At 65.7% G+C, this 18551-nt stretch carries 18 protein-coding genes and 1 riboswitch; of the genes, 7 read left to right on the forward strand and 11 right to left on the reverse strand.

What is annotated here, in order from left to right:
- Window positions 1–30 precede the first annotated feature (30 nt).
- Both metW and IVB18_RS45140 read right to left on the reverse strand, forming a co-directional pair.
- Window positions 31–693 carry a methionine biosynthesis protein MetW gene (gene metW, locus IVB18_RS45135; RefSeq protein ID WP_247986504.1) on the reverse strand — a complete coding sequence of 221 codons (663 nt, stop codon included), beginning with the start codon at window positions 691–693 and terminating at the stop codon, window positions 31–33.
- A gap of 2 nt (window positions 694–695) precedes the next feature.
- Window positions 696–1898 carry a homoserine O-acetyltransferase gene (locus tag IVB18_RS45140; protein WP_247986505.1) on the reverse strand — a complete coding sequence of 401 codons (1203 nt, stop codon included), beginning with the start codon at window positions 1896–1898 and terminating at the stop codon, window positions 696–698.
- Between the two features lie 93 nt (window positions 1899–1991).
- A riboswitch (SAM riboswitch) is annotated at window positions 1992–2071 on the reverse strand.
- Between the two features lie 240 nt (window positions 2072–2311).
- Between IVB18_RS45140 and IVB18_RS45145 the strand changes: the two genes are divergently transcribed.
- From IVB18_RS45145 to IVB18_RS45155, 3 genes are read left to right on the forward strand one after another with little or no spacing between them, the layout of a single operon-like run.
- Window positions 2312–3160 (forward strand): chorismate mutase, encoded by an 849-nt coding sequence (locus IVB18_RS45145; RefSeq protein ID WP_247986506.1) that lies wholly within the window; start codon window positions 2312–2314, stop codon window positions 3158–3160.
- Window positions 3161–3193: 33 nt separating this feature from the next.
- On the forward strand, window positions 3194–4291 hold the full coding sequence (gene hisC / locus IVB18_RS45150; RefSeq protein ID WP_247986507.1) for a histidinol-phosphate transaminase: 1098 nt from the start codon (window positions 3194–3196) through the stop codon (window positions 4289–4291).
- A complete protein-coding gene (locus tag IVB18_RS45155; protein ID WP_247986508.1) occupies window positions 4288–5232 on the forward strand; it encodes a prephenate/arogenate dehydrogenase family protein in 945 nt (314 codons plus the stop codon). Before hisC ends, IVB18_RS45155 begins: the two co-directional genes overlap by 4 nt.
- Before the next feature lie 92 nt (window positions 5233–5324).
- On the opposite strand, the gene IVB18_RS45160 is transcribed toward IVB18_RS45155, so the two are convergent.
- The 3 genes from IVB18_RS45160 to IVB18_RS45170 all read right to left on the reverse strand — a co-directional run bounded on the left by IVB18_RS45160 (window position 5325) and on the right by IVB18_RS45170 (window position 8799).
- Window positions 5325–6893, reverse strand: a complete 1569-nt coding sequence (locus IVB18_RS45160) for a hypothetical protein (RefSeq protein ID WP_247986509.1) — start codon at window positions 6891–6893, stop codon at window positions 5325–5327.
- A gap of 284 nt (window positions 6894–7177) precedes the next feature.
- Window positions 7178–7399, reverse strand: a complete 222-nt coding sequence (locus IVB18_RS45165; RefSeq protein ID WP_247986510.1) for a hypothetical protein — start codon at window positions 7397–7399, stop codon at window positions 7178–7180.
- 215 nt (window positions 7400–7614) lie between these two features.
- Window positions 7615–8799 (reverse strand): DUF2125 domain-containing protein, encoded by a 1185-nt coding sequence (locus tag IVB18_RS45170; RefSeq protein WP_247986511.1) that lies wholly within the window; start codon window positions 8797–8799, stop codon window positions 7615–7617.
- A gap of 110 nt (window positions 8800–8909) precedes the next feature.
- On the opposite strand from IVB18_RS45170, the gene IVB18_RS45175 reads away from it, so the two are divergent.
- The gene (locus IVB18_RS45175) at window positions 8910–9515 is read left to right on the forward strand and encodes a gamma-glutamylcyclotransferase (protein ID WP_247986512.1); all 606 of its coding nucleotides are present in this window, start codon (window positions 8910–8912) and stop codon (window positions 9513–9515) included.
- A gap of 124 nt (window positions 9516–9639) precedes the next feature.
- Window positions 9640–10518, forward strand: coding sequence for a patatin-like phospholipase family protein (locus IVB18_RS45180; protein WP_247986513.1), 879 nt, complete (start codon window positions 9640–9642; stop codon window positions 10516–10518).
- A 33-nt stretch (window positions 10519–10551) separates the two neighbouring features.
- Here IVB18_RS45180 and IVB18_RS45185 read toward each other — a convergent pair whose 3' ends face one another.
- The 4 genes from IVB18_RS45185 to ftsE all read right to left on the reverse strand — a co-directional run bounded on the left by IVB18_RS45185 (window position 10552) and on the right by ftsE (window position 13755).
- Window positions 10552–11331 (reverse strand): lysophospholipid acyltransferase family protein, encoded by a 780-nt coding sequence (locus IVB18_RS45185; protein WP_247986514.1) that lies wholly within the window; start codon window positions 11329–11331, stop codon window positions 10552–10554.
- 26 nt (window positions 11332–11357) lie between these two features.
- Window positions 11358–12062, reverse strand: coding sequence for a YdcF family protein (locus tag IVB18_RS45190; protein ID WP_247986515.1), 705 nt, complete (start codon window positions 12060–12062; stop codon window positions 11358–11360).
- 72 nt (window positions 12063–12134) lie between these two features.
- Complete coding sequence (locus IVB18_RS45195) at window positions 12135–13103, reverse strand: ABC transporter permease (RefSeq protein ID WP_247986516.1); 969 nt, start codon at window positions 13101–13103, stop codon at window positions 12135–12137.
- The gene (gene ftsE / locus IVB18_RS45200; protein WP_247986517.1) at window positions 13096–13755 is read right to left on the reverse strand and encodes a cell division ATP-binding protein FtsE; all 660 of its coding nucleotides are present in this window, start codon (window positions 13753–13755) and stop codon (window positions 13096–13098) included. Before ftsE ends, IVB18_RS45195 begins: the two co-directional genes overlap by 8 nt.
- A 213-nt stretch (window positions 13756–13968) precedes the next feature.
- On the opposite strand from ftsE, the gene IVB18_RS45205 reads away from it, so the two are divergent.
- Window positions 13969–14850: an MJ0042-type zinc finger domain-containing protein gene (locus tag IVB18_RS45205; RefSeq protein ID WP_247991885.1), complete on the forward strand. Its 882-nt coding sequence runs from the start codon at window positions 13969–13971 to the stop codon at window positions 14848–14850.
- 36 nt (window positions 14851–14886) lie between these two features.
- A complete protein-coding gene (locus IVB18_RS45210) occupies window positions 14887–15261 on the forward strand; it encodes a response regulator (RefSeq protein WP_247986518.1) in 375 nt (124 codons plus the stop codon).
- A gap of 187 nt (window positions 15262–15448) precedes the next feature.
- Here the strand turns inward: IVB18_RS45210 and IVB18_RS45215 are convergent, their stop codons facing one another.
- Together IVB18_RS45215 and IVB18_RS45220 are read right to left on the reverse strand one after the other, a co-directional pair.
- Entirely contained in the window at window positions 15449–16594 is a 1146-nt protein-coding gene (locus IVB18_RS45215) for a DUF4175 family protein (RefSeq protein ID WP_247986519.1), read from the reverse strand.
- Complete coding sequence (locus tag IVB18_RS45220) at window positions 16582–18516, reverse strand: TIGR02302 family protein (protein WP_346732599.1); 1935 nt, start codon at window positions 18514–18516, stop codon at window positions 16582–16584. Before IVB18_RS45220 ends, IVB18_RS45215 begins: the two co-directional genes overlap by 13 nt.
- Window positions 18517–18551 lie beyond the last annotated feature (35 nt).

Here is an 18551-nt window from a genome sequence, read left to right on the forward strand (position 1 = left end):
TGCTTCGCATCGCCCCGGAATGACGGAGAACTATTGCTTGCCGCCGCGCGTGAGCAAAAACACGCCCTGCTCGCCGAACAGATTCCACACCCACCACGGCATCCGCAGCCGCAGCGGGCGGCCGTAGAGATCGAGCGCCTCGGCGCGCTCCATCTTGACGTGGATGGCGTCGCAGAGCTCGACGAAGTCCTTGATGGTGCAGAAATGGATGTTGGCGGTGTCGTACCAGCTCGCCGGCAGATTCTCCGTGCGCGGCATGTGGCCGCCGATCAGGAGCTGAAGCCGCATCTTCCAGAAGCCGAAGTTCGGGAAAGATACGATGGCGCGGCGGCCGATGCGCAAGAGGTTCTCCAGCACGACCTTAGGCTGCCGCGTCGCTTGCAACGTCTGCGACAGGATCACGTAGTCGAAGGCGTCATCGGGATAGTTGACGAGGTCGGTGTCGGCATCGCCCTGCACCACCGCGAGCCCTTTTGCGACACAGCGGTTGACGCCCTCGCGCGACAGCTCGATGCCGCGCCCATCGATGCCGCGGGTCTCCAGAAGCTGGAGCAGGTCGCCATCGCCGCAGCCGACGTCGAGCACCTTCGAACCGGGCTTGACCATCCCGGCGACCAGCAGGTGGTCGGCGCGAAAATGGCCGGATTGTCCCGCCGCAAGGCCGTTGAGCGGCAGCACTTCCTGTACAGGCATCGCTAGCCGTCCTTGCTGGTGAGCCCGCGCGCCTTGCCCGCCGATTGCAGGAAGGCACGGGAGATATCGAGGAATTCGGGCACGTCGAGCAGGAAGGCGTCATGGCCGCGATCGGTCTCGATCTCGGCGAACGACACAAGCGCGCTCGACGCGTTCAGCGCATGCACCAGAGCGCGCGATTCCGAGGTCGGAAACAGCCAGTCGCTGGTGAAGGAGACCACGCAGAAGCGCGTCTGGATGTCCGCGAATGCCTTGGCCAGCACGCCGCCGTGATCGCCGGCGATGTCGAAATAGTCCATCGCGCGGGTCAGATAGAGATAGCTGTTGGCATCGAAGCGCTCGACGAAGGACGAGCCCTGGTAGCGCAGATAGCTCTCGACCTGGAAGTCGGCGTCGAACGAAAACGTCGGCAGCTCGCGGTCCTGCATGCGCCGGCCGAATTTGCGGTGCAGCGCCGCGTCCGAGAGATAGGTGATGTGCGCCGCCATCCGCGCCACCGCGAGGCCGCGATGCGGATGGATGCCGTGATCGGTGTAGCGGCCGTTGTGCCAGTCGGGATCGGCCATCACGGCCTGGCGGCCGAGCTCGTGGAAGGCAATGTTCTGCGCCGAGTGCCGTGTCGAACAGGCGATCGCGAGCGACGAAAACACGCGCTTGGGGTAGGCCGCGGTCCATTGCAGCGCCTGCATGCCGCCCATCGAGCCACCGACAACGGCGAACAGCGTGTCGATGCCGAGCCGGTCGATCAGCATCGCCTGCGCGCGCACCATGTCGGGGATGGTGATAACCGGGAAATCCAGGCCCCACACCTTGCCGGTCTTGGGATTGATCGAGGCAGGCCCGGTCGAACCCATGCAGCCGCCGATCACGTTGGCGCAGATGATGAAGTACTGGCTGGGATCGAGCGGCCGGCCGGCGCCGACCAATGTTTCCCACCAGCCCGGCTTGCCGGTGACGGGATGAAGGTTGGCGACGTGCTGGTCGCCGGTCAGCGCATGGCAGATCAGGACGGCGTTGGAGCGCGCGGCGTTGAGCTCGCCATAGGTCTGATAGGCGATCTGGAACGGGGAGAGATCGATGCCGCAATCGAGCCGCAGCGGCTGGTCGGCGCCGAAATGCACAACCTGCGAGCTCGGATGATCGACCTCGTGCGACCGATCGTCAGCACTGATCGCGGGACTCGGAATCGACTTGACGCCAACCATCTCTGACCATCGTCCTCGTTTGCGATCAGACTCGAGATCGCCACTGACATCAGGCCATGAAAAACCCGGCCTGAACGATAGGTTCGGCCGGGATCGAAAGGGTCCCCGGCCTGTTTAGCGATTTTTTTAACGTGGCTGCAAGCCGGCCGGCTCAAATGACCACGGAACAGGCAAATCCTACTGGCTTGGGCTGTTTTCGTCAAGCCGCGGTCCGGATTAGCCAAATTCCTCTCGCCGCCGTCCGCCGAGCAGGTCCTGATTTGTCTTTGCATTTCTCTTTGCTTTCGGCGCCCATCCTGCCTAATCAGGACGTCGATCGCAGCGGGCCCGGCCTTGCCGATCCCCTTGCCGATCCCCTCGCCGATCCGCCTTGCCGATCCACCCTGGAACGCCTCTCAACAGCACTCGCAGATATGTCCCAACGTCCGCCCGCGCCACCATCGTTGCAGGAATTGCGCAAGGAGATCGATGCGATCGACGAGGGCGTGCATCGCCTGCTGATGCAGCGCGGCGACATCATCGATCGCCTGATCCAGGTGAAGCAGACCCAGGAGGTCGGCTCCGCGTTCCGCCCGGCGCGCGAGGCCGACATGATGCGCCACCTCGTCCAGCGCCATCGCGGCATCCTGCCGCTCGACACGGTCGAGAGCATCTGGCGCGTCATCATCTCGACGTTCACCTACGTGCAGGCGCCGTTCGCGGTGCATGCCGACATCTCGGTGAGCGAACCCGCGATGCGCGATTCCGCGCGCTTCCATTTCGGCTTCACCGTGCCTTACGTCGCGCATTTCAGCGCCCAGGCAGCCGTCGAAGCGGTGGCGAAATCCAAGGGCGATCTGGCGCTGGTCTCGGCGACCTCGAGCCGCACGCCGTGGTGGCTGTCGCTGGAAGCGGCAGGCATGCCGAAGATCATCGCGCGGCTGCCCTTCGTCGAGCGCGCCGACCATCCGGCGGCGCTCCCCGTGTTCGTGGTCTCGCGCGTTGCCGACAGCGCCATGGTGACGGAGGTCGAGACCTTCAGCGTCCGCGTTTCGGGATGGAACGCCGACGTCGCGCGCGCGCTATCGCCGCTCGCCGAGATCGTGGTAGTGCCCGATACCGCCTTCGACGGCGCGGCGCTGCTGATCTCGATCACAGCGACAACGAGCCTCGACAAAATCAAGGCTGCCCTGATCGAAGCGGGGGCCTCGGTGCGCTCCGCAGCCCTCGTCGGCAGCCACGCAACGCGCTATACGGTGACCCCGACCGGGTCGAAATCGTAAGTCGCGAGCCGCCCCGCCAATCCGGAGTCTAAGATGTCCCGCCCCGTGCCGAACCCCGGCATTCTCGATATTGCGCCCTACACGCCCGGCAAGAGCCCGGTGGCGGAGCCGGGCCGCAAGGTGTTCAAGCTGTCGGCCAACGAGACGCCGTTCGGGCCCTCGCCGAAGGCGATCGAGGCCTTCAAGCATGTGGCGACGCATCTGGAAGACTATCCCGAGGGCACCTCGCGCGTGCTGCGCGAAGCGATCGGCCGCAGCTTCGGGCTCGACCCCAACCGCATCATCTGCGGCGCCGGTTCGGACGAGATCCTCAATCTGCTCGCCCACACCTATCTGAGCCAGGGCGACGAGGCGATCTCCACCACCCATGGCTTCCTGGTCTATCCGATCGCGACCATGGCGGTCGGCGCCAAGAACGTCGTCGCTGCGGAGACGAACCTCACCTCCGATGTCGATGCCATCCTCAAAGCGGTGACGCCGCGCACCAAGCTGGTCTGGCTGGCCAACCCCAACAACCCGACCGGCACCTATCTGCCGTTCGACGAGGTCAAGCGCCTGCGCGCCGGCCTGCCCTCGCACGTCCTGCTGGTGCTCGACGCCGCCTATTCCGACTACGTCTCGCGCAACGATTACGAGATGGGGATCGAGCTCGTCGCCACGACCGAGAACACGGTGGTGACGCACACCTTCTCCAAGATCCACGGCCTCGCGGCACTGCGCGTCGGCTGGATGTTCGGTCCCGAGCACGTCATCGACGCGGTCAACCGCATTCGCGGCCCCTTCAACGTGTCGACGCCGGCGATGTATGCCGCCGTCGCCGCGATCGAGGATACCGCGCATCAGGCGATGTCGAAGCAATTCACCGAGACCTGGCGCAACTGGCTCAGCGAGGAGATCGGCAAGCTCGGGCTCAAGGTGACGCCGGGCGTAGCGAACTTCGTGCTGATCCACTTCCCGACCGACAAGGGCAAGACCGCCGATGACGCCGACGCCTTCCTGACCAAGCGGGGCCTCGTGCTGCGCGGGCTAAAGAACTACGGCCTGCCGCACGCACTGCGCATGACCATCGGCACCGAGGAGGCCAACCGCCTCGTCGTCGAGGCCTTGCGCGACTTCGTGGCCGGCAAGTGAACGCGGCCGCGCACTTCCAGCGCGTCGCGCTGATCGGCTTCGGCCTGATCGGCGGCTCGATCGCGCGCGCGGCGAAGCTTCAGGGCCTGGCCGGCGAGATCGTCACCACTGCGCGCTCCGAGGAGACGCGCGCGCGGGTGGCCGAGCTCGGCATCGTCGACGAGGTCGTCGCGACCAACGCGGAAGCCGTGAAGGACGCCGATCTCGTCATCCTCTGCATTCCCGTCGGCGCCTGCGGACCGGTAGCGCAGGAGATCGCCGCGCATCTGAAGCCGGGCGCGATCATTTCCGACGTCGGCTCGGTCAAGGGTGCCGTCGTCAGGGACATGGCGCCGCACCTGCCGCAGGGCATTCATTTTGTCCCCGCGCACCCCGTTGCGGGCACCGAGCATTCGGGCCCGGATTCCGGCTTCGCCGAGCTCTTCATCAACCGCTGGTGCATCCTCACGCCGCCGGAAGGCACCGACACCGCCGCCGTCGAGCATCTGCGCGCCTTCTGGGCCGCGCTCGGCGCCAAGGTCGAGGTCATGACGCCGGATCATCATGATCTCGTGCTGGCGATCACCAGCCACCTGCCGCATCTGATCGCCTACACCATCGTCGGCACCGCCGACGAGCTGGCGCAGGTGACGGAGTCCGAGGTCATAAAATTCTCCGCCGGCGGTTTTCGCGATTTCACCCGCATCGCGGCGTCCGATCCGACGATGTGGCGCGACGTCTTCCTCGCCAACAAGGAGGCCGTGCTGGAGATGCTCGGGACCTTCACCGAGGATCTCGCAAAGCTGACCCGTGCAATCCGCCGCGGTGATGGCGAGGCGCTGTTCGATCACTTCACCCGCACCCGCGCCATCCGCCGCGGCATCGTCGAGATCGGCCAGGATTCGGCTGCGCCGGATTTCGGCCGGCCGCACGCACAGCTCGGCAAGAAGCCGGATCAGTAGCGATTTTCCGCCCTGTCCGCGAAGAGGCGGCTGGCCAGACCCGCGCCGATCTGCATGCACACGCCGAGCGCCCATGAGAATCCGAGGGCCATCTAGAACGGATAGTAGCGGATCTGCGTCATGACGATGTTGTCGTCGGTCTTCGGCGCGCCACCGACGCCATCGAACGCGAGACGCTGGGTGTAGGAATATTGCACGCCGGCTTTGAGCGTGCCGTAATTGCCCTGGTAGATGGTGTCGTAAATCCCTGCCGTGATCTGTCGAACCTCCTTTGTGTTGCCGTTGCAGGTCGCGGCCGGCGAGTTCTCGGTGAAGCAGCCGGTGTTGTTGTAGAGCGGATTACCGTAACCAAAGGGAACCGTTCTGACGTTCGCGAACGCGGCCTTGGCCTTTTCCAGGCCAGCGTAGCTGTAGACATCGAGGCTCGGCGTCGCATGCCAGATCAGCCCGACCGCGGCCGCCGTGATCGTCAGCGGAAGCACCGTGCCATCCTGCGCCACCGTGGCATCGGGAAACGGCGACGCCGTGAAGCGACCGAGCACCCCGCGTGCGCCATAGAGCTGAAGATCGAGCGTCTTCGGAATCAGCTCGGCAAAGATGTGGCCGCCGAAGCTTCCGGTATCGTAGCTATGGTTGGCCGAGTTGAACCGATCGAAAAGCTGGTGGTAGAGCGCCCACGCTTCGACGTGCAGCTTATAGGGCCCAAGCCGGGGATCCCACGCAGCCTTGACGGTGACATCAGGCACCTGGTTCAGGCTGACATTGTTGAGGTTGTTGAAGAAGCTGCCGCCGGGCCCGGTCAAATTGACCTGGAGATTCGGGTTCAGCACGCCCTGCGGACCGACTGCGGGCGTGCCAACCGTGGGCACGTTGCCGCCGAAGAAGGCGGTCTGCGAATTTTCAACGGACGCAGCCAGCTTGAACTCCGGCCCGATATCCTGCCAGACGCGCAGACCAGGTTGTCGCGCCGCGAGAAATCCCGGAACGAGCTCGAAATCAATCACACCCGGCGCGTCGATCCCGCGCGGATCGATGCCGGACTTGCTCGGTGTGTTGAGGGACCATGATTGCCCGGCGAGGACGTGCAAGCCGAGATCGCTTCGGTCGATCTCCACGCTGAGCTGCCGCATGCGCGGATTGAAGGAGTTGGTCGTTACCGAGTTCGCCGTCTGCGCCGCGCCTTCGAAGTCGATTTCGCCGTAGCCCGCCAGATGCGTGTCGGCGTCGACATTGCCCTCGGCGAGGACCGAGAACCTGCTCTGGCGCGCGGAGAAGCGCGCCTCCGGGAAGTAGTAATTCCTGCTCTGCGGATAGGGGATGAAGTTGTAGATCGATCCGGTGTCCGAGGCGAAATTGCGCGACCGGTAGATGCCGGTGAGATCGACCCAGCCGCCGAATGTCAGCGCAACTCCCTTGTAGCAGACCTTGCCGGCTGCACACGGATCGACAGCGAGAGCCTTGTAGGTCGCCGGCATCGGAGCGGCTTTCGCCTGCGCTTCGATCTGCCCCGTCTTATGGGCTTCCGAGTCCACGCGCCGTTGAAGCTCCTTCAGCTTGTCCTTCAGCAACCGGATTTCGGTTGCGACATTGTCTTCGGCGAGCGCCTGCCCCGAAGAAGCAGCGAGAATGCCCAGCATTAGCCCGTAGTTGATCAATCGCACTTGAACCTCCCACCTCTTGGGAAGCTGGTCCGATCTGTCGCGCCCCGTCTGGCGCTTGCATGCTTCCCTGGTGTGGAGTGATTTGAGTTCGGCTGCGGTTATTCTCGGCGACGCTCGTTTTCTGCATCACGTTTTCCTGACGACGATGTTCGGAATATTCTCTCTGGCTTGCCGATCCGCACGCGCGCGATCGCCGCGCATACGCTTGACGGCGCGCGTTGGGCCCGGCCGGGGCATGACCGGGCCCAACTCCGCGCGCGCAACGTCTCGGGTCGACGGCGGCTCTACTTGCCCTTGGTCACGTGCACCACCGTGGGGCGTCGCGACTTCGCTGAGGGAACGAGCGCCATCGTATCCCGCGTTGCGGGGCTCGAGAGGGTGCGATCGCCATTCGGGTACTGGCTCGCGAATGCGGCCGGCTCCTGCGACTGCCACTGGGCGAGCGCGGGCGTCGCGAGTGCGGTCGAGATGGCAATGGCGGCAATGAACAGCCTGGACTTCGTCATGGTATTCTCTCCTGCCTGAGCTGGCCGCCTCATTGTGCGGCCGACATGGAGAGAGAGCGGACTTTGTGGCTCCGCATTCCCGGCGTGCGATCACGATCCAGCGAAGGGTTCGTGACGTCAGCCCGTAGCCCGGATGGAGCGCAGCGCAATCCGGGATTCTTGATCACAGCTAGCGCTGTTCCGGATTGCGCTTCGCTCCATCCGGGCTACGACAGCTAGTACAGCGGCGGGATCTGGCCGACCTTGACCGGGCCGAGAAGCACCGCGCCATCGACGAACTTCAGCGGGAAGCTGCGCGCCTTCTTGCCCTCGAGCGTGCTCTCGGTGCCGATCGAATTGATGCCGGCGGCAACACCGGCATTGGCATTCTGCTTGATGACCTTGCCGAGGCCGGGAACGGCGCGGTCGAGCGCGCCGAACAGGCTATTCAGATCCTGCGTCTTCACGCCGGGCGCGACGCGATCGAGCGTCGATTGCGGCACGCCTTCTTCCAGCATCTTCTCGATGCCGAGGGCCGGGATCACCCGCTCGAGGCCCGTTACCGTCATCTGCAATTCGCCGTCGAGACGGCCATTGGCCGAGAGCCCGAGCGTGCCGGCCGCGACCGCGATCATCTCGCCCTGCTGGATCCGCGACTGCACGATCTCGATATGGCCGCCGGCGGCCTGGATCTCGCGGAAGCGCTGCGGCCACGGCTTTGGCGTGAGGTCGGACAGCCCGGTGATCTTCGCGCGCGTGTCGGCCTCGAACGGCTCGGCGAGCAGCGGATGCACGCCCTGGATGCTGCCCTGCGCGATCTGGAGCACGGTCTCGATGACGGGATGATCGGACGGCGATCCATCCGCGAGGCGTCCATGCAGTTCGACCTGCTTTGCGCGCGCGAGCGGCACCTGCACGCTGCCGTCGAGCCGGTTGACGGTGGGCTCCTCGAACACGATGGAGGCACGCTGCGGGATGGCCGGCAGGCCGACCACGCTGCTGCGACCCTTGCTCCAGTTCACCACGAAGGAGTTTTGCGTGACGCCGTCGGTCAGGGTTGCCGGCGCCGAGAATTCGGCGATGACGAGCTTGGGGTCGTAGACCTGGGCGACGACCAGGATGTTGTCGAGCTTGGCCGTGAACGGCGTCTTGCTTGCGTTCTGCGACACCAGGGCGACGCTGGCGCCGGAGCACTGGACCTCGAAGCGGAACGGAAAGCCCGCGATCGAGCGCTTGGCGCAATCATAGATGCGGCCGGATTTGGCCTCCTGCGCGCGCCAGGCGTCGGCGGCCAATTCGGCCTGAGAGGCGGCATAGAACCAGAAGCCGCTCCACGCGACTGCAAGGATCAGAAGGAGGACGGGTGCGATGAAAAGGCCCCAACGGGGGCGGCGGCCTCCGGCCGCGGTCATATCGGACATGCGGCGACCCTTTGCCCCCAGATTTTGTCAAATGTAAGCGAGATCGGCCTACGACGAAAGGCGGAGAATTCGCTTCGCTTGGGAGCGCGGTTCTGCTAGCCGTGCCCGCCATGTCGGAAATCCCCCTCCCCTCCGTCACATCAGCCAAAGGCGATCTCTGGGTGTTCGGCTACGGCTCCCTGATGTGGCGGCCGGGCTTCGAATTCGGGGAACGCGTCCAGGCGCGACTGGTCGGCGAGCATCGCGCGCTCTGCGTCTATTCCTTCGTGCACCGCGGCACGCCGGAGAAGCCGGGCCTGGTGCTGGGGCTCGATCGCGGCGGCGCTTGCCGCGGCATCGCCTTCCGCGTCGCCGAGAAGAGCCGCACCGACGTGGTCGCATATTTGAGGGCGCGCGAGCAGGTGACGTCGGTCTATCGCGAGGTGATGCGCTCGGTCTGGCTCGAGAACGATCCGCGGCAGCGCGTATCCGCACTCGCCTATGTCGTCGACCGCGGCCATGTGCAATATGCCGGGCGGCTGTCGCTCGCCGAGCAGCACCGCCACGTGCTCCAGGGCCACGGCCAGTCCGGCGCCAACCGCGACTACGTGACGGCGACGGTGAAGGCGATCGAGGCCGAAGGTTTTCGCGACGCGCCGCTGCATCAACTTGCGACGATGCTGCACGGCGAAGCGCATTCCCTGCACGCCTCCCTTCCGGACAACGAGCAACGCTAGCCGATTGCGGCCGCCATGACCAAGAGCACCAGCGACGTCCTGTTCGAGCGCAAGGCCGGCAACAGCGTGCCGGGCCACCGCACGGACGGCCGCAAGATCGCTCTCGCGATCGAGGGCGGGGGCGATGCGCGGCGTGGTCTCGGCCGGCATGGTCGCCGCGCTGGAGACTCTCGGCCTGCGCGACTGCTTCGATCTGGTCTGCGGCTCGTCCGCCGGCGCGATAGCCGGCGCCTATTTCGTTGCCGGCCAGGCTCGCTACGGCGCGACCATCTTCTACGAGAACATCAACAACAAGAATTTCGTCGATCTGCGCAGGCTCGTCGGCCCCAAACCCGTCGTGTCACTCGAATTCCTGCTCGACACCGTTTGCATCAGCCAGAAGCCGCTTCGCTTCGATCGGATTCTGCAAGGCGACCTGCCACTCTATGTCGTCGCTTCGTCGCTCAACGAGAAGAAGGCCGTCATGTTCGGCGACTTCGACGGACAGCAGGAGCTTATCGAGGCGCTGCGCGGCAGCGCGCGGATTCCCTTCTTCGCCGGCCCGCCCGTTCCATTCAGAGGCGATCATCTGCTCGACGCATCCGTGTATGAATCGATTCCGTTCCGCTCGGTGCTGTCGACGTTCGACGTCACCGACGTGGTCGTTCTCCTGACGCGCCCTGCCGGCGACCTCAGGAGCGAGCCAAACTGGATCGATCGCAACATCGTTGCCCGCAACCTCAGTAAATTCAGTGGCGACTTTGCCGTAAAATATCTCGAGCGCCCCTCGGCGTATCGGGATGAGTTCGCCTTCATTCAATCGCGGTCGGCTGCGACGGAGCCGCCTTATTTCCTGCAAGTGCAGCCACCGTCCAGTTCCGCGAAGGTTGGCTCGCGGGAGACCAACAGGGCGAGGCTCGTTCGCGGCGCGATGGACGGCTATCGCGCCGTCTACGACGCTCTCGGGCAGCCCGCGCAGCAGTTGGCCGAGATCATTGCGCCGTTCGCGGCTGCGAACCAGTGATCCGGCTCTCCGGCAACGTCGCGTTCGTCGCCTTCACACCATCCGCCCCTCGCCCACATAGCTCGGCGCGCGACCGATGAGCTGCTCCTGCTCGCGCCGGCCCGCCTCGACGATGCGGCCGGTTGCATCCTCGATGGCGCCTTTGACGCGGGCGATGAATTCGTCCTTCGGCAGGCCGGGCGGCAGCGGATCAAGGAATTCCACCACCAGCGTCCCCGGATAACGCATGAAGGTGCGTCGCGGCCAGAACAGGCCGGAGTTGAGCGCGATCGGCAGGCATTGCACGCCGCAAGTGGAATAGATCTGGGCAAAGCCGGTCTTGTAGTCCGGCGGTGCGCCCGGCGCGCGGCGCGTGCCTTCGGGAAAGATCACGAGCTGACAGCCGCCGCGCACGGCCTTGCGGGCCCGGCGCGTCATGTCCAGCAGCGCCTTGACGCCGGCGCCGCGATCGATCGAGATCATGCCGGTCTTGATCAGGAATTGGCCGAACACCGGAATGTGCATGAGCTGGCGCTTGAGGATGAAGATCGGACGATCGAAGAAGGACATCAGCACGAACGTCTCCCAGAACGACTGGTGCTTGGATACAACAACCAACGGCCCGGTCGGGATCGTCTCGGCGCCCCGGAATTCGACCTTGATGTTGCAGACCACTCGCATCAAGAACAGCGTCGCGCTGGCCCACCATCCGGCGATCGTCAGCAGCGCTCGCGGCGGCATCAGGAAGGTCGGGAGTGCAATGATCGCGCAGAACGTCAGCACGGCATAGAACAGCACGTTGAAGACCAGCGAACGCAGGAAAATCGAAAACATCCGTACAATCCGATCAAGGGGCTCTGTCAGTTGGCCTGGGCTGTGGCGGGCCTTTTCGGCTGCAGACCCGCAGGCTGCTCCGACACTTCGGGCGAAAGGTCAATCCCGAAATCCTCCAGCCGCACCCTGAGCTCCGCGGCGAGGTACTTGATATATTCCGACAGCAGCAGCCGCAGCGTCGAAGCCGAGGTCCACCACGGCTCCTCGCGCCATTTGTCGCCGACCACCGCGAACGGGATCAGCGTCGCCTCCGGCATGGCATGCGAGAACTCCACGAGCGCGCGCGGCATGTGATAGTTCGAGGTGACCACGATCAGCGACTTGAAGCCGCGCTCCTGCGCCCAGCGCCGCGCCTCCGCCGCATTGCCGCGGGTTGAGACCGCGGTGCGATCGAGATCCACGCAGCAATGCATGAAGGACTGGTTCTCCGGCAGCGTCCGGGAGATGTCGCTTGCGGTGCTGGTCGGGTGCACGCCCGAGATCAGGAGCCGCCTGCCGTAGCCGGCGGCCAACAGCTCCATCGCGTCCGGGACCCGCGAGGAGCCGCCGGTCAGGACCACGATGCCGTCCGCCTTGCGGTCCGGCGCGATCTCGGCACCGCGCAATTGCGCCAGGAACGCGATGAAGCCTGCCGCCGCGCCGACAAAGGCGAACGCGATCGTCGACACCACGGCCGCGCGCAGCCAGCCGCGCGGCAAATTCGGCGATCGATCGTCGGTCGGCGAGGTCATGCGATGTCGGTGATCCCTTCCCTGGATGATTTTAGGAGGTTTTGAGGCGAAGTGGAGTCCGGTTTTGCCGGACTAATCGACCTCATTCAACGTCGCGAACAGCGTCTGGCGCGAGGCGACTGCGGTGATGGCGCCGATCAGCACCGCCTGTACCGCAAGCACGGCATAGCCGGACGGCCGCAGCGAGAAAGTGCCTAGTAAAGCTGCAAACTGGTCGCCGACCGGGGTGCCGGAGAACCAGCCGGCAATCGACTCGGAGAAGCCGAACACCAGCATGGCGACACCGCCGCCGATCACGCCGCCTTCCAGGCCCAGCCTGAGGAAATGCCGCAGGAAGCGGTTGGCGATGTAACGGTCGCCGGCGCCGACGAAATGCAGGACTTCGACGATCGGGCGGTTCGCCGCCATGGCGCCGCGGGTCGCGAACGACACCGAGATGATGGTCGCGACGATGACGAGCGCGAGGATGCCCAGACCCGCGAGCACGGTGGCATTGGTCATCGAGCGCATGCGCTCGATCCAGGCGCGATGATCGTCGACGCTCGCGCTCGGGGCAACCTGGGTCACGCGGTTGCGCAGGGCGCCGAGATCGAGCGGCGTGCCGGGCTGGACCCGCGCGATGATCATGCGCGGCACCGGGAGGTCGTCCATGGACAGGCCGGTGCCGAGCCAGGGCTCGAGCAGCTTGCCGCTCTCATCCTTGGTAAAGGGCTTGACCTCGACGATGCCCGCTTGCGCACGCATCGCCTCGGTCACCGCGGCGGTGTCGCGCTCGAGGTCGCGCCCGACCTGCGGGCGGACCTGGATGGTGATCTCGCTTGCGACATCGGACTGCCATTCCGCGGCCGAGGCGCTGACCAGCAGCACCGTGCCCGTGGTCATCGAGGCGAGGAAGGTCATGATCGCGACGACGGCGACCAGCGCGCGGCCGTGGATCGAGGCGCGCGGCACGATCGGCGACATGTTGCGCGCCTTGGCCGGAAGCTGCGGACGCTCCTGTCCGAGATCAACCAGCACGCCGCGTTCGTCGGTCCTATTCATAGATGTGCAGCCGTCCCTGGTGCAGCACGAAGCGGCGCGCCTCGTACTGGTCCATCAGCGCGATGTCGTGGGTCGCGATGATGACGGCGGTGCCGGACTTGTTGAGCTCGATGAAGAGCCGCAGCAGCCGTCGCCCGAGCGTCGGATCGACGCTTCCGGTGGGCTCGTCCGCGAGCAGGAGCTGCGGCCGCGAGATCACCGCGCGCGCGATCGCGGCGCGCTGCTTCTCGCCGCCGGACAGGATCGGCGGCAACGCGTCCATGCGCTCGCCGAGGCCGACCCAGCGCAAGAGGTCGATGACCTCCTTGCGGTAGCTCGACTCGCTGCGTCCCATGACGCGGAACGGCAGCGCGACATTCTCATACGTCGTCATGTGGTCGAGCAGGCGGAAATCCTGGAGCACGATGCCGATGCGCTTGCGCAAATCGGCGATCTCGTCCTTGCCGAGCAGCGAGATGTCGTGGCCGAACAGGTTGACCAGACCGCGCGTCGGTCGGTGCGACAGGAACAACAGGCGCAGCAATGACGTCTTGCCGGCGCCGGACGGGCCGGTGAGAAACTGGAAGGAATGCGGCGGAATCTGGAAACTGAGGTCGCGCAGGATCTCCGGCCCCAGACCGTAACGCAATCCGACATTTTCGAACCGAACCAAGCTCAGCTCCGTTCGAGAGGGGGCGGACCGCCGGCCGCGGCGCTCCGCCATACGCGATCAACGGGTTTTGCGACCGTTATGGTTTCCGGTTCGTTAACGGTCGCCTTGTAGCATCCTTGGTAGCCTCCTAGGCGCCCGGTTTCGCACGACTGGGCCGTTGCCAAGATTCGTCCAAGATACGTTCAAGACCCGTCCATGCATCAAGGCTCGTCCATGCATATCGTCTGCCCCCATTGTACGACATCCTACGCCATCAAGCTTGCGAGCCTGGGGGCGAATGGACGTACGGTCCGCTGCTCCCGTTGCAAGGAGACCTGGATGGCGCATCCCGAGGATGCCATCGAGGAGGCGTCCGTCCCGGCCATGGTCGCGGCCAGCCAGGCCGACGACCAAGCCGACCTCGCCGAGCAATGGAACTCCTACGCCAAGGACGACGGTGCAGCCGAAACCCCGGTGATCGAGAGCCCCTCGATCGCCAGCGATTGGCCAACCGAGGACGCTGGGGAAACCGAGGAGGACTGGGCGGCGGCGGCCCGGATCGTCGAGGAGGACGACGGCGCCGACGCGCAGCACCAGTCATGGTTCCGCAGCCTGTTTCGCCGCCGTGTCGCCCAGGTCAGCCGCGAGGCCGCCACCACCGCCCCGCGAAAATCCCAATTCGGCCTGCCGACCGCCTGCGCTGCCATGGGCGCGCTGGTGCTGGCTCTGGTGATCTGGCGCGGCGACATGGTGCGGCTGCTGCCGCAAACGGCGGCTTTCTACAAAATGGTCGGGCTTGACGTGAACCTGCGGGGGCTGGCGTTCAAGGACGTCAAGCTCTCGAGCGAGACCGTGGACGGTAAGCAGGTGCTGGTGATCGAGGGCGTCATCGTCGGCGAGGGCAAGAAGGCGCTCGACATCCCGCGGCTGCGCTTTGCGGTGCGCGACGCGCAAGGTGCCGAAATCTACGCCTGGAATACGGTGCTGGAGCAGACCGTGCTGCGGCCCGGCGAGCGCGCCTTCTTTAGGTCGCGCCTGGCCTCGCCGCCGTCAGAGGGCCGCAACATCGACGTTCGCTTCTTCAACCGGCGCGACATTGCCGGCGGCAGCGTATAATCAACCCAGCGGGGTCCCGCAGGGGAGCTTGGTCCCATGCCAAAAATCTTGATCGCCGACGACGAAGATTCCATGCGCACGCTGGTCGCGCGCGCCATCGCCATGGACGGGCACGAGACCGTCACCGCGCAGGACGGCGCCGAAGCGCTGGAGATCCTGGTCCGCGAGGACGGCGCGTTCGACTTGCTGCTCACCGACATCCAGATGCCGGTGATGGACGGCATCGCGCTCGCGCTTTCCGCCGCGCGCGACTTCCCCGACCTGACCATTTTGCTGATGACCGGATTTGCCGACCAGCGCGAGCGCGCCTCGAACCTCAATGCGCTGGTGCATGACGTCGTGACCAAGCCGTTCTCGGTCGCCGATATCCGCACCGCCGTAGCGGATGCGCTGGCGGCGAAGAAGGGGTAATGGCCGCCGCGTATTCCGCTGTCATGCCCCGGCTTGACCGGGGCATCCAGTATGCCGCGGCGTCGCGATTCAATCACTGGCGTCTCTGGAATACTGGATCGCCCGATCAAGTTGGGCGATGACAGTGAGATTGTGGTGAGAGATTGGGCAAGCTCGCCATCGCGCGGACCTACGCGATGACCTCGCCTCAAAAATCCTTCAGCAGGCGCTCGAGATAGTCGAGCTCGATCTGCGGGCGCGAAGTGTCGCCGAGGCGGCGGCGGAGCTCTTCGAGAATGCGGCGGACGCGCTGGGCGTCGATCTCGCCGGGAATCTTGACCGTGTAGTCGTCGCTGAACTCGCGGCCGTGGAGCGGGCGGCCGAGCGGATCGGTCTGATTGCCGCCGCTCTGCTGGCGGCCGGCGCGATTGCCGGGGCCGTCGCCCTGGCCGTCGCCGTCGCCCTGCTGCATCGCCTCGGCCATCTTCTGCGCACCCTTGCGCATCGCATCCAATGCCTTGCCCTGGGAGTCCACGGCGCCGTCGGCATTGCCCTCACCGAGCTTGGAGCCGGCATCGCCCATGGCGCCGTCGGCGGCATCCAATCCACCGTCGTCATCGCCCTGGTCACCGTCCTGATCGCCATTCTGGCCGGGTTGTCCCTGGTCGCCTTGCTGGCCCTGCTGCCCTTTTTGACCCTTCTGTCCCTTCTGGGCGAGGCCGCGCTTGGCAAGCTCGTCCTGCAGCTTCTTCAGGCGGTCGCGCAGCGACTGCTGGTCCTGCTGGAGGTCGGACATCGACTGGTCGCCCTGCTGCTTGCCGCGCGAGCGGTCACGCCGGGAGTCCTGGCCCTGCTTGTAGGTCTTGTCGCGCAATTGCTGCTGCTTGCGGATCATGTCGCTGAGCTCGTTGAGCGCCTGCTCCATGTCGCTGTCGCCGGATTGCCCGGGCTGCGCCATCTGGAGATTTTCCATGATCTGCGCGAGCTGCTCGAGCATGCGCTGGGCCGCCTCGCGATTGCCTTCGCGCGCCAGCTTCTCGATCTGCTTCACGAGCTCGTCCAGATCGCGTTGAGTTATGACGGAGCGATCGCGACTGGAGGATTGGCTTTTCTCCGTCGCCCGCTTGTATTCCTCGAGCTTCCGAATGGCATCGGATTGATTGTTCAGGCTCCGCCCGGGCTCCTTCTGCCTGAGGCTGTCGCCGGCGTCCTGCATCGCCTTGTCCGCGCTATCGAGCAGCGCATCAGGATCCTGATCCTGCTGGGCAGCAACGGCCGGAAGGCCTCCCAACAGGATGGCGAGGCAGGCGATCGACATCGCCTGCAAGACTGGCACGCGTCCTAGCTTCCGCATTTCCGGTCCCGCGTAAATTGATTGGCCCCGTCGCCCCCCGCCTTGGCCCGGCTGTTCGCCGACTTCCGATAGGCCTGAAGCTGCTGGCGCAACGCGTCCTGCTGCTGTGCCAATTCTTCGAGCTGGTCCGGCGTCGCATGCTGGGTCTTCTGCCGCAGCTCGACGGCCTTGTCGAGAATGAGCTGGACCTCCGCGGGGAATGGCTGCCGAGGTCCAAGCGGATTTTGCTCGGCCCGCCGGGCGAGATCCCGTACCTTTCCAGCCATCGCCTCGCGCAGCTTTCGCGTCAGCGCCTTGATCTCGTCCTCGCTGGCGCCGCGTTCGAGCGCCTGCTTGAGCGCGTCCTGCGCCGAGCGCAGCGCGGCATTGACGCTGCCGGCGACACCGTCGTCCTCGATGGTGACTGCGAACGCCCACATGCTCCCCACGACCTCGCGCAGCGCGTCATCGGTGCGGGCGGCTTCGAGCTGGAGCGCCAGGTTGCGGAGGCCGAGATAGCAGCCGGCATCCGGCGTGAACAATTCGGGCGCGATCATCAGCGCGTCGAGCGCGGCGTAGACGTCGGAATTCTTGTTGGCGTCGAGCGCGAGGATGCGGCGCTGCTCGATCAGCGCGCGCGCGAGCGAGTTCGTGAAGAGCCGCTCGGGCAGGCGCATGTTGAACGGTTCGCTTCTGGCCTCGTTGCCGGCCTCGTCCTTGGCGGTCAGCGTCAGCGTGATGTCGGCGCCGGCATAGGGGTCCTCGCTGAGGTCCTTCACCGTCTGGCCGACGCCGTTGCGGGTGCGCGCGTTCGGCAGCACGAGCGGGAATTGCGGCGGCTGGAACAGCGGCCGCGAAGCGGCCCTGGTGTCGGCGTCCTTGGTGCCATCCTTGGCGTCAGCGGGGCGCAGGGCCATTTGCGCCTCGGCGCCGGTGACACCGTAATCGTCCTCGATCTTGTAGGAGAGCTGGAGCGCTCCGCGCGCCTGGCGCTCTGGATCTTTGGCGAGCGCGATCGTCGGCGCGCGGTCCGGCGTTGCCGTGAAGGCCCATTGCGGCTGGCCGGAGGGCGCGCGGACGTGCGCGGTGCCGTCGCCGGTAATGGCAAAATGCTTCTCGTTGGTACCCTTGGGCGCGGCATCGGCGGGGGCAACCTCCTTGAGGCCGCCGGAGACCGCAACGTCCAGGCTGCCGCCGGAGGAGCGCACGATCAAGGTCGAGCCGGCGGGAACGGCGAGCGGGCCGCTGGCAGGCAGCGCCGCAGCCTCCTTGTTGGCGGCCGACAGGATGACCGGCGGCTTTCCGGTGTAGAGCGGCGGAGTGACCCAGGCATCGACGCGAATGTTGGCCGGCGCCAGCACGCCGTTCCAGTCGAAAGCGGCGCCGAGGCGCATCGCACGCTCATTGCCGGCAGCGAAGAAGGTCGCAACCAGCATCACCATGACCAGCGCGCGCAGCGCCCAAGGATCGTGAAACGCGAGCCGCGGGTGCGGCAGACCGGCGCGGATGCGCCTGAGCGAGGCCAGCGTGCGTTCACGCTGCGCCTGCCACAGCGCCTGCGCGACCGGGTCCTGCGAGGACAGCGTGTCCGTGAGCGTGGTGGCCGGGCGGTGACGGATGCCGGAGCCATTGTCGAGCCGGGCCAGCGCCTGCTCACGGCTCGGCCAGCGGAAACTGATCAGCGGAAACGCGGCGGCGGCCATGAGGCCGGCAAAAACAACGAGACCGATGGCGCGGGCGACAAACGGCAGCGCCAGCCACAGGCCGGCCCAGGACACCACCAGGAACAGGCCAGCGACAGTCAGAAGCCGCGCCAAATGCGGCCACGCACGTTCCCACGCGATGGCATAAGTGGCCCGCTCGAGGGCCTGCGCCAGCTTCAGCCGCGACAGAGCGTTGCCATCACGGATCGGGTCTGACGGGTCGGGGGTGACGCCGTTCAATCAGCTCTCCAGGTTTCCCGGTAGAGAGAAGCCTA

Source organism: Bradyrhizobium sp. 186 (genome assembly GCF_023101685.1).
Classification (GTDB): domain Bacteria; phylum Pseudomonadota; class Alphaproteobacteria; order Rhizobiales; family Xanthobacteraceae; genus Bradyrhizobium.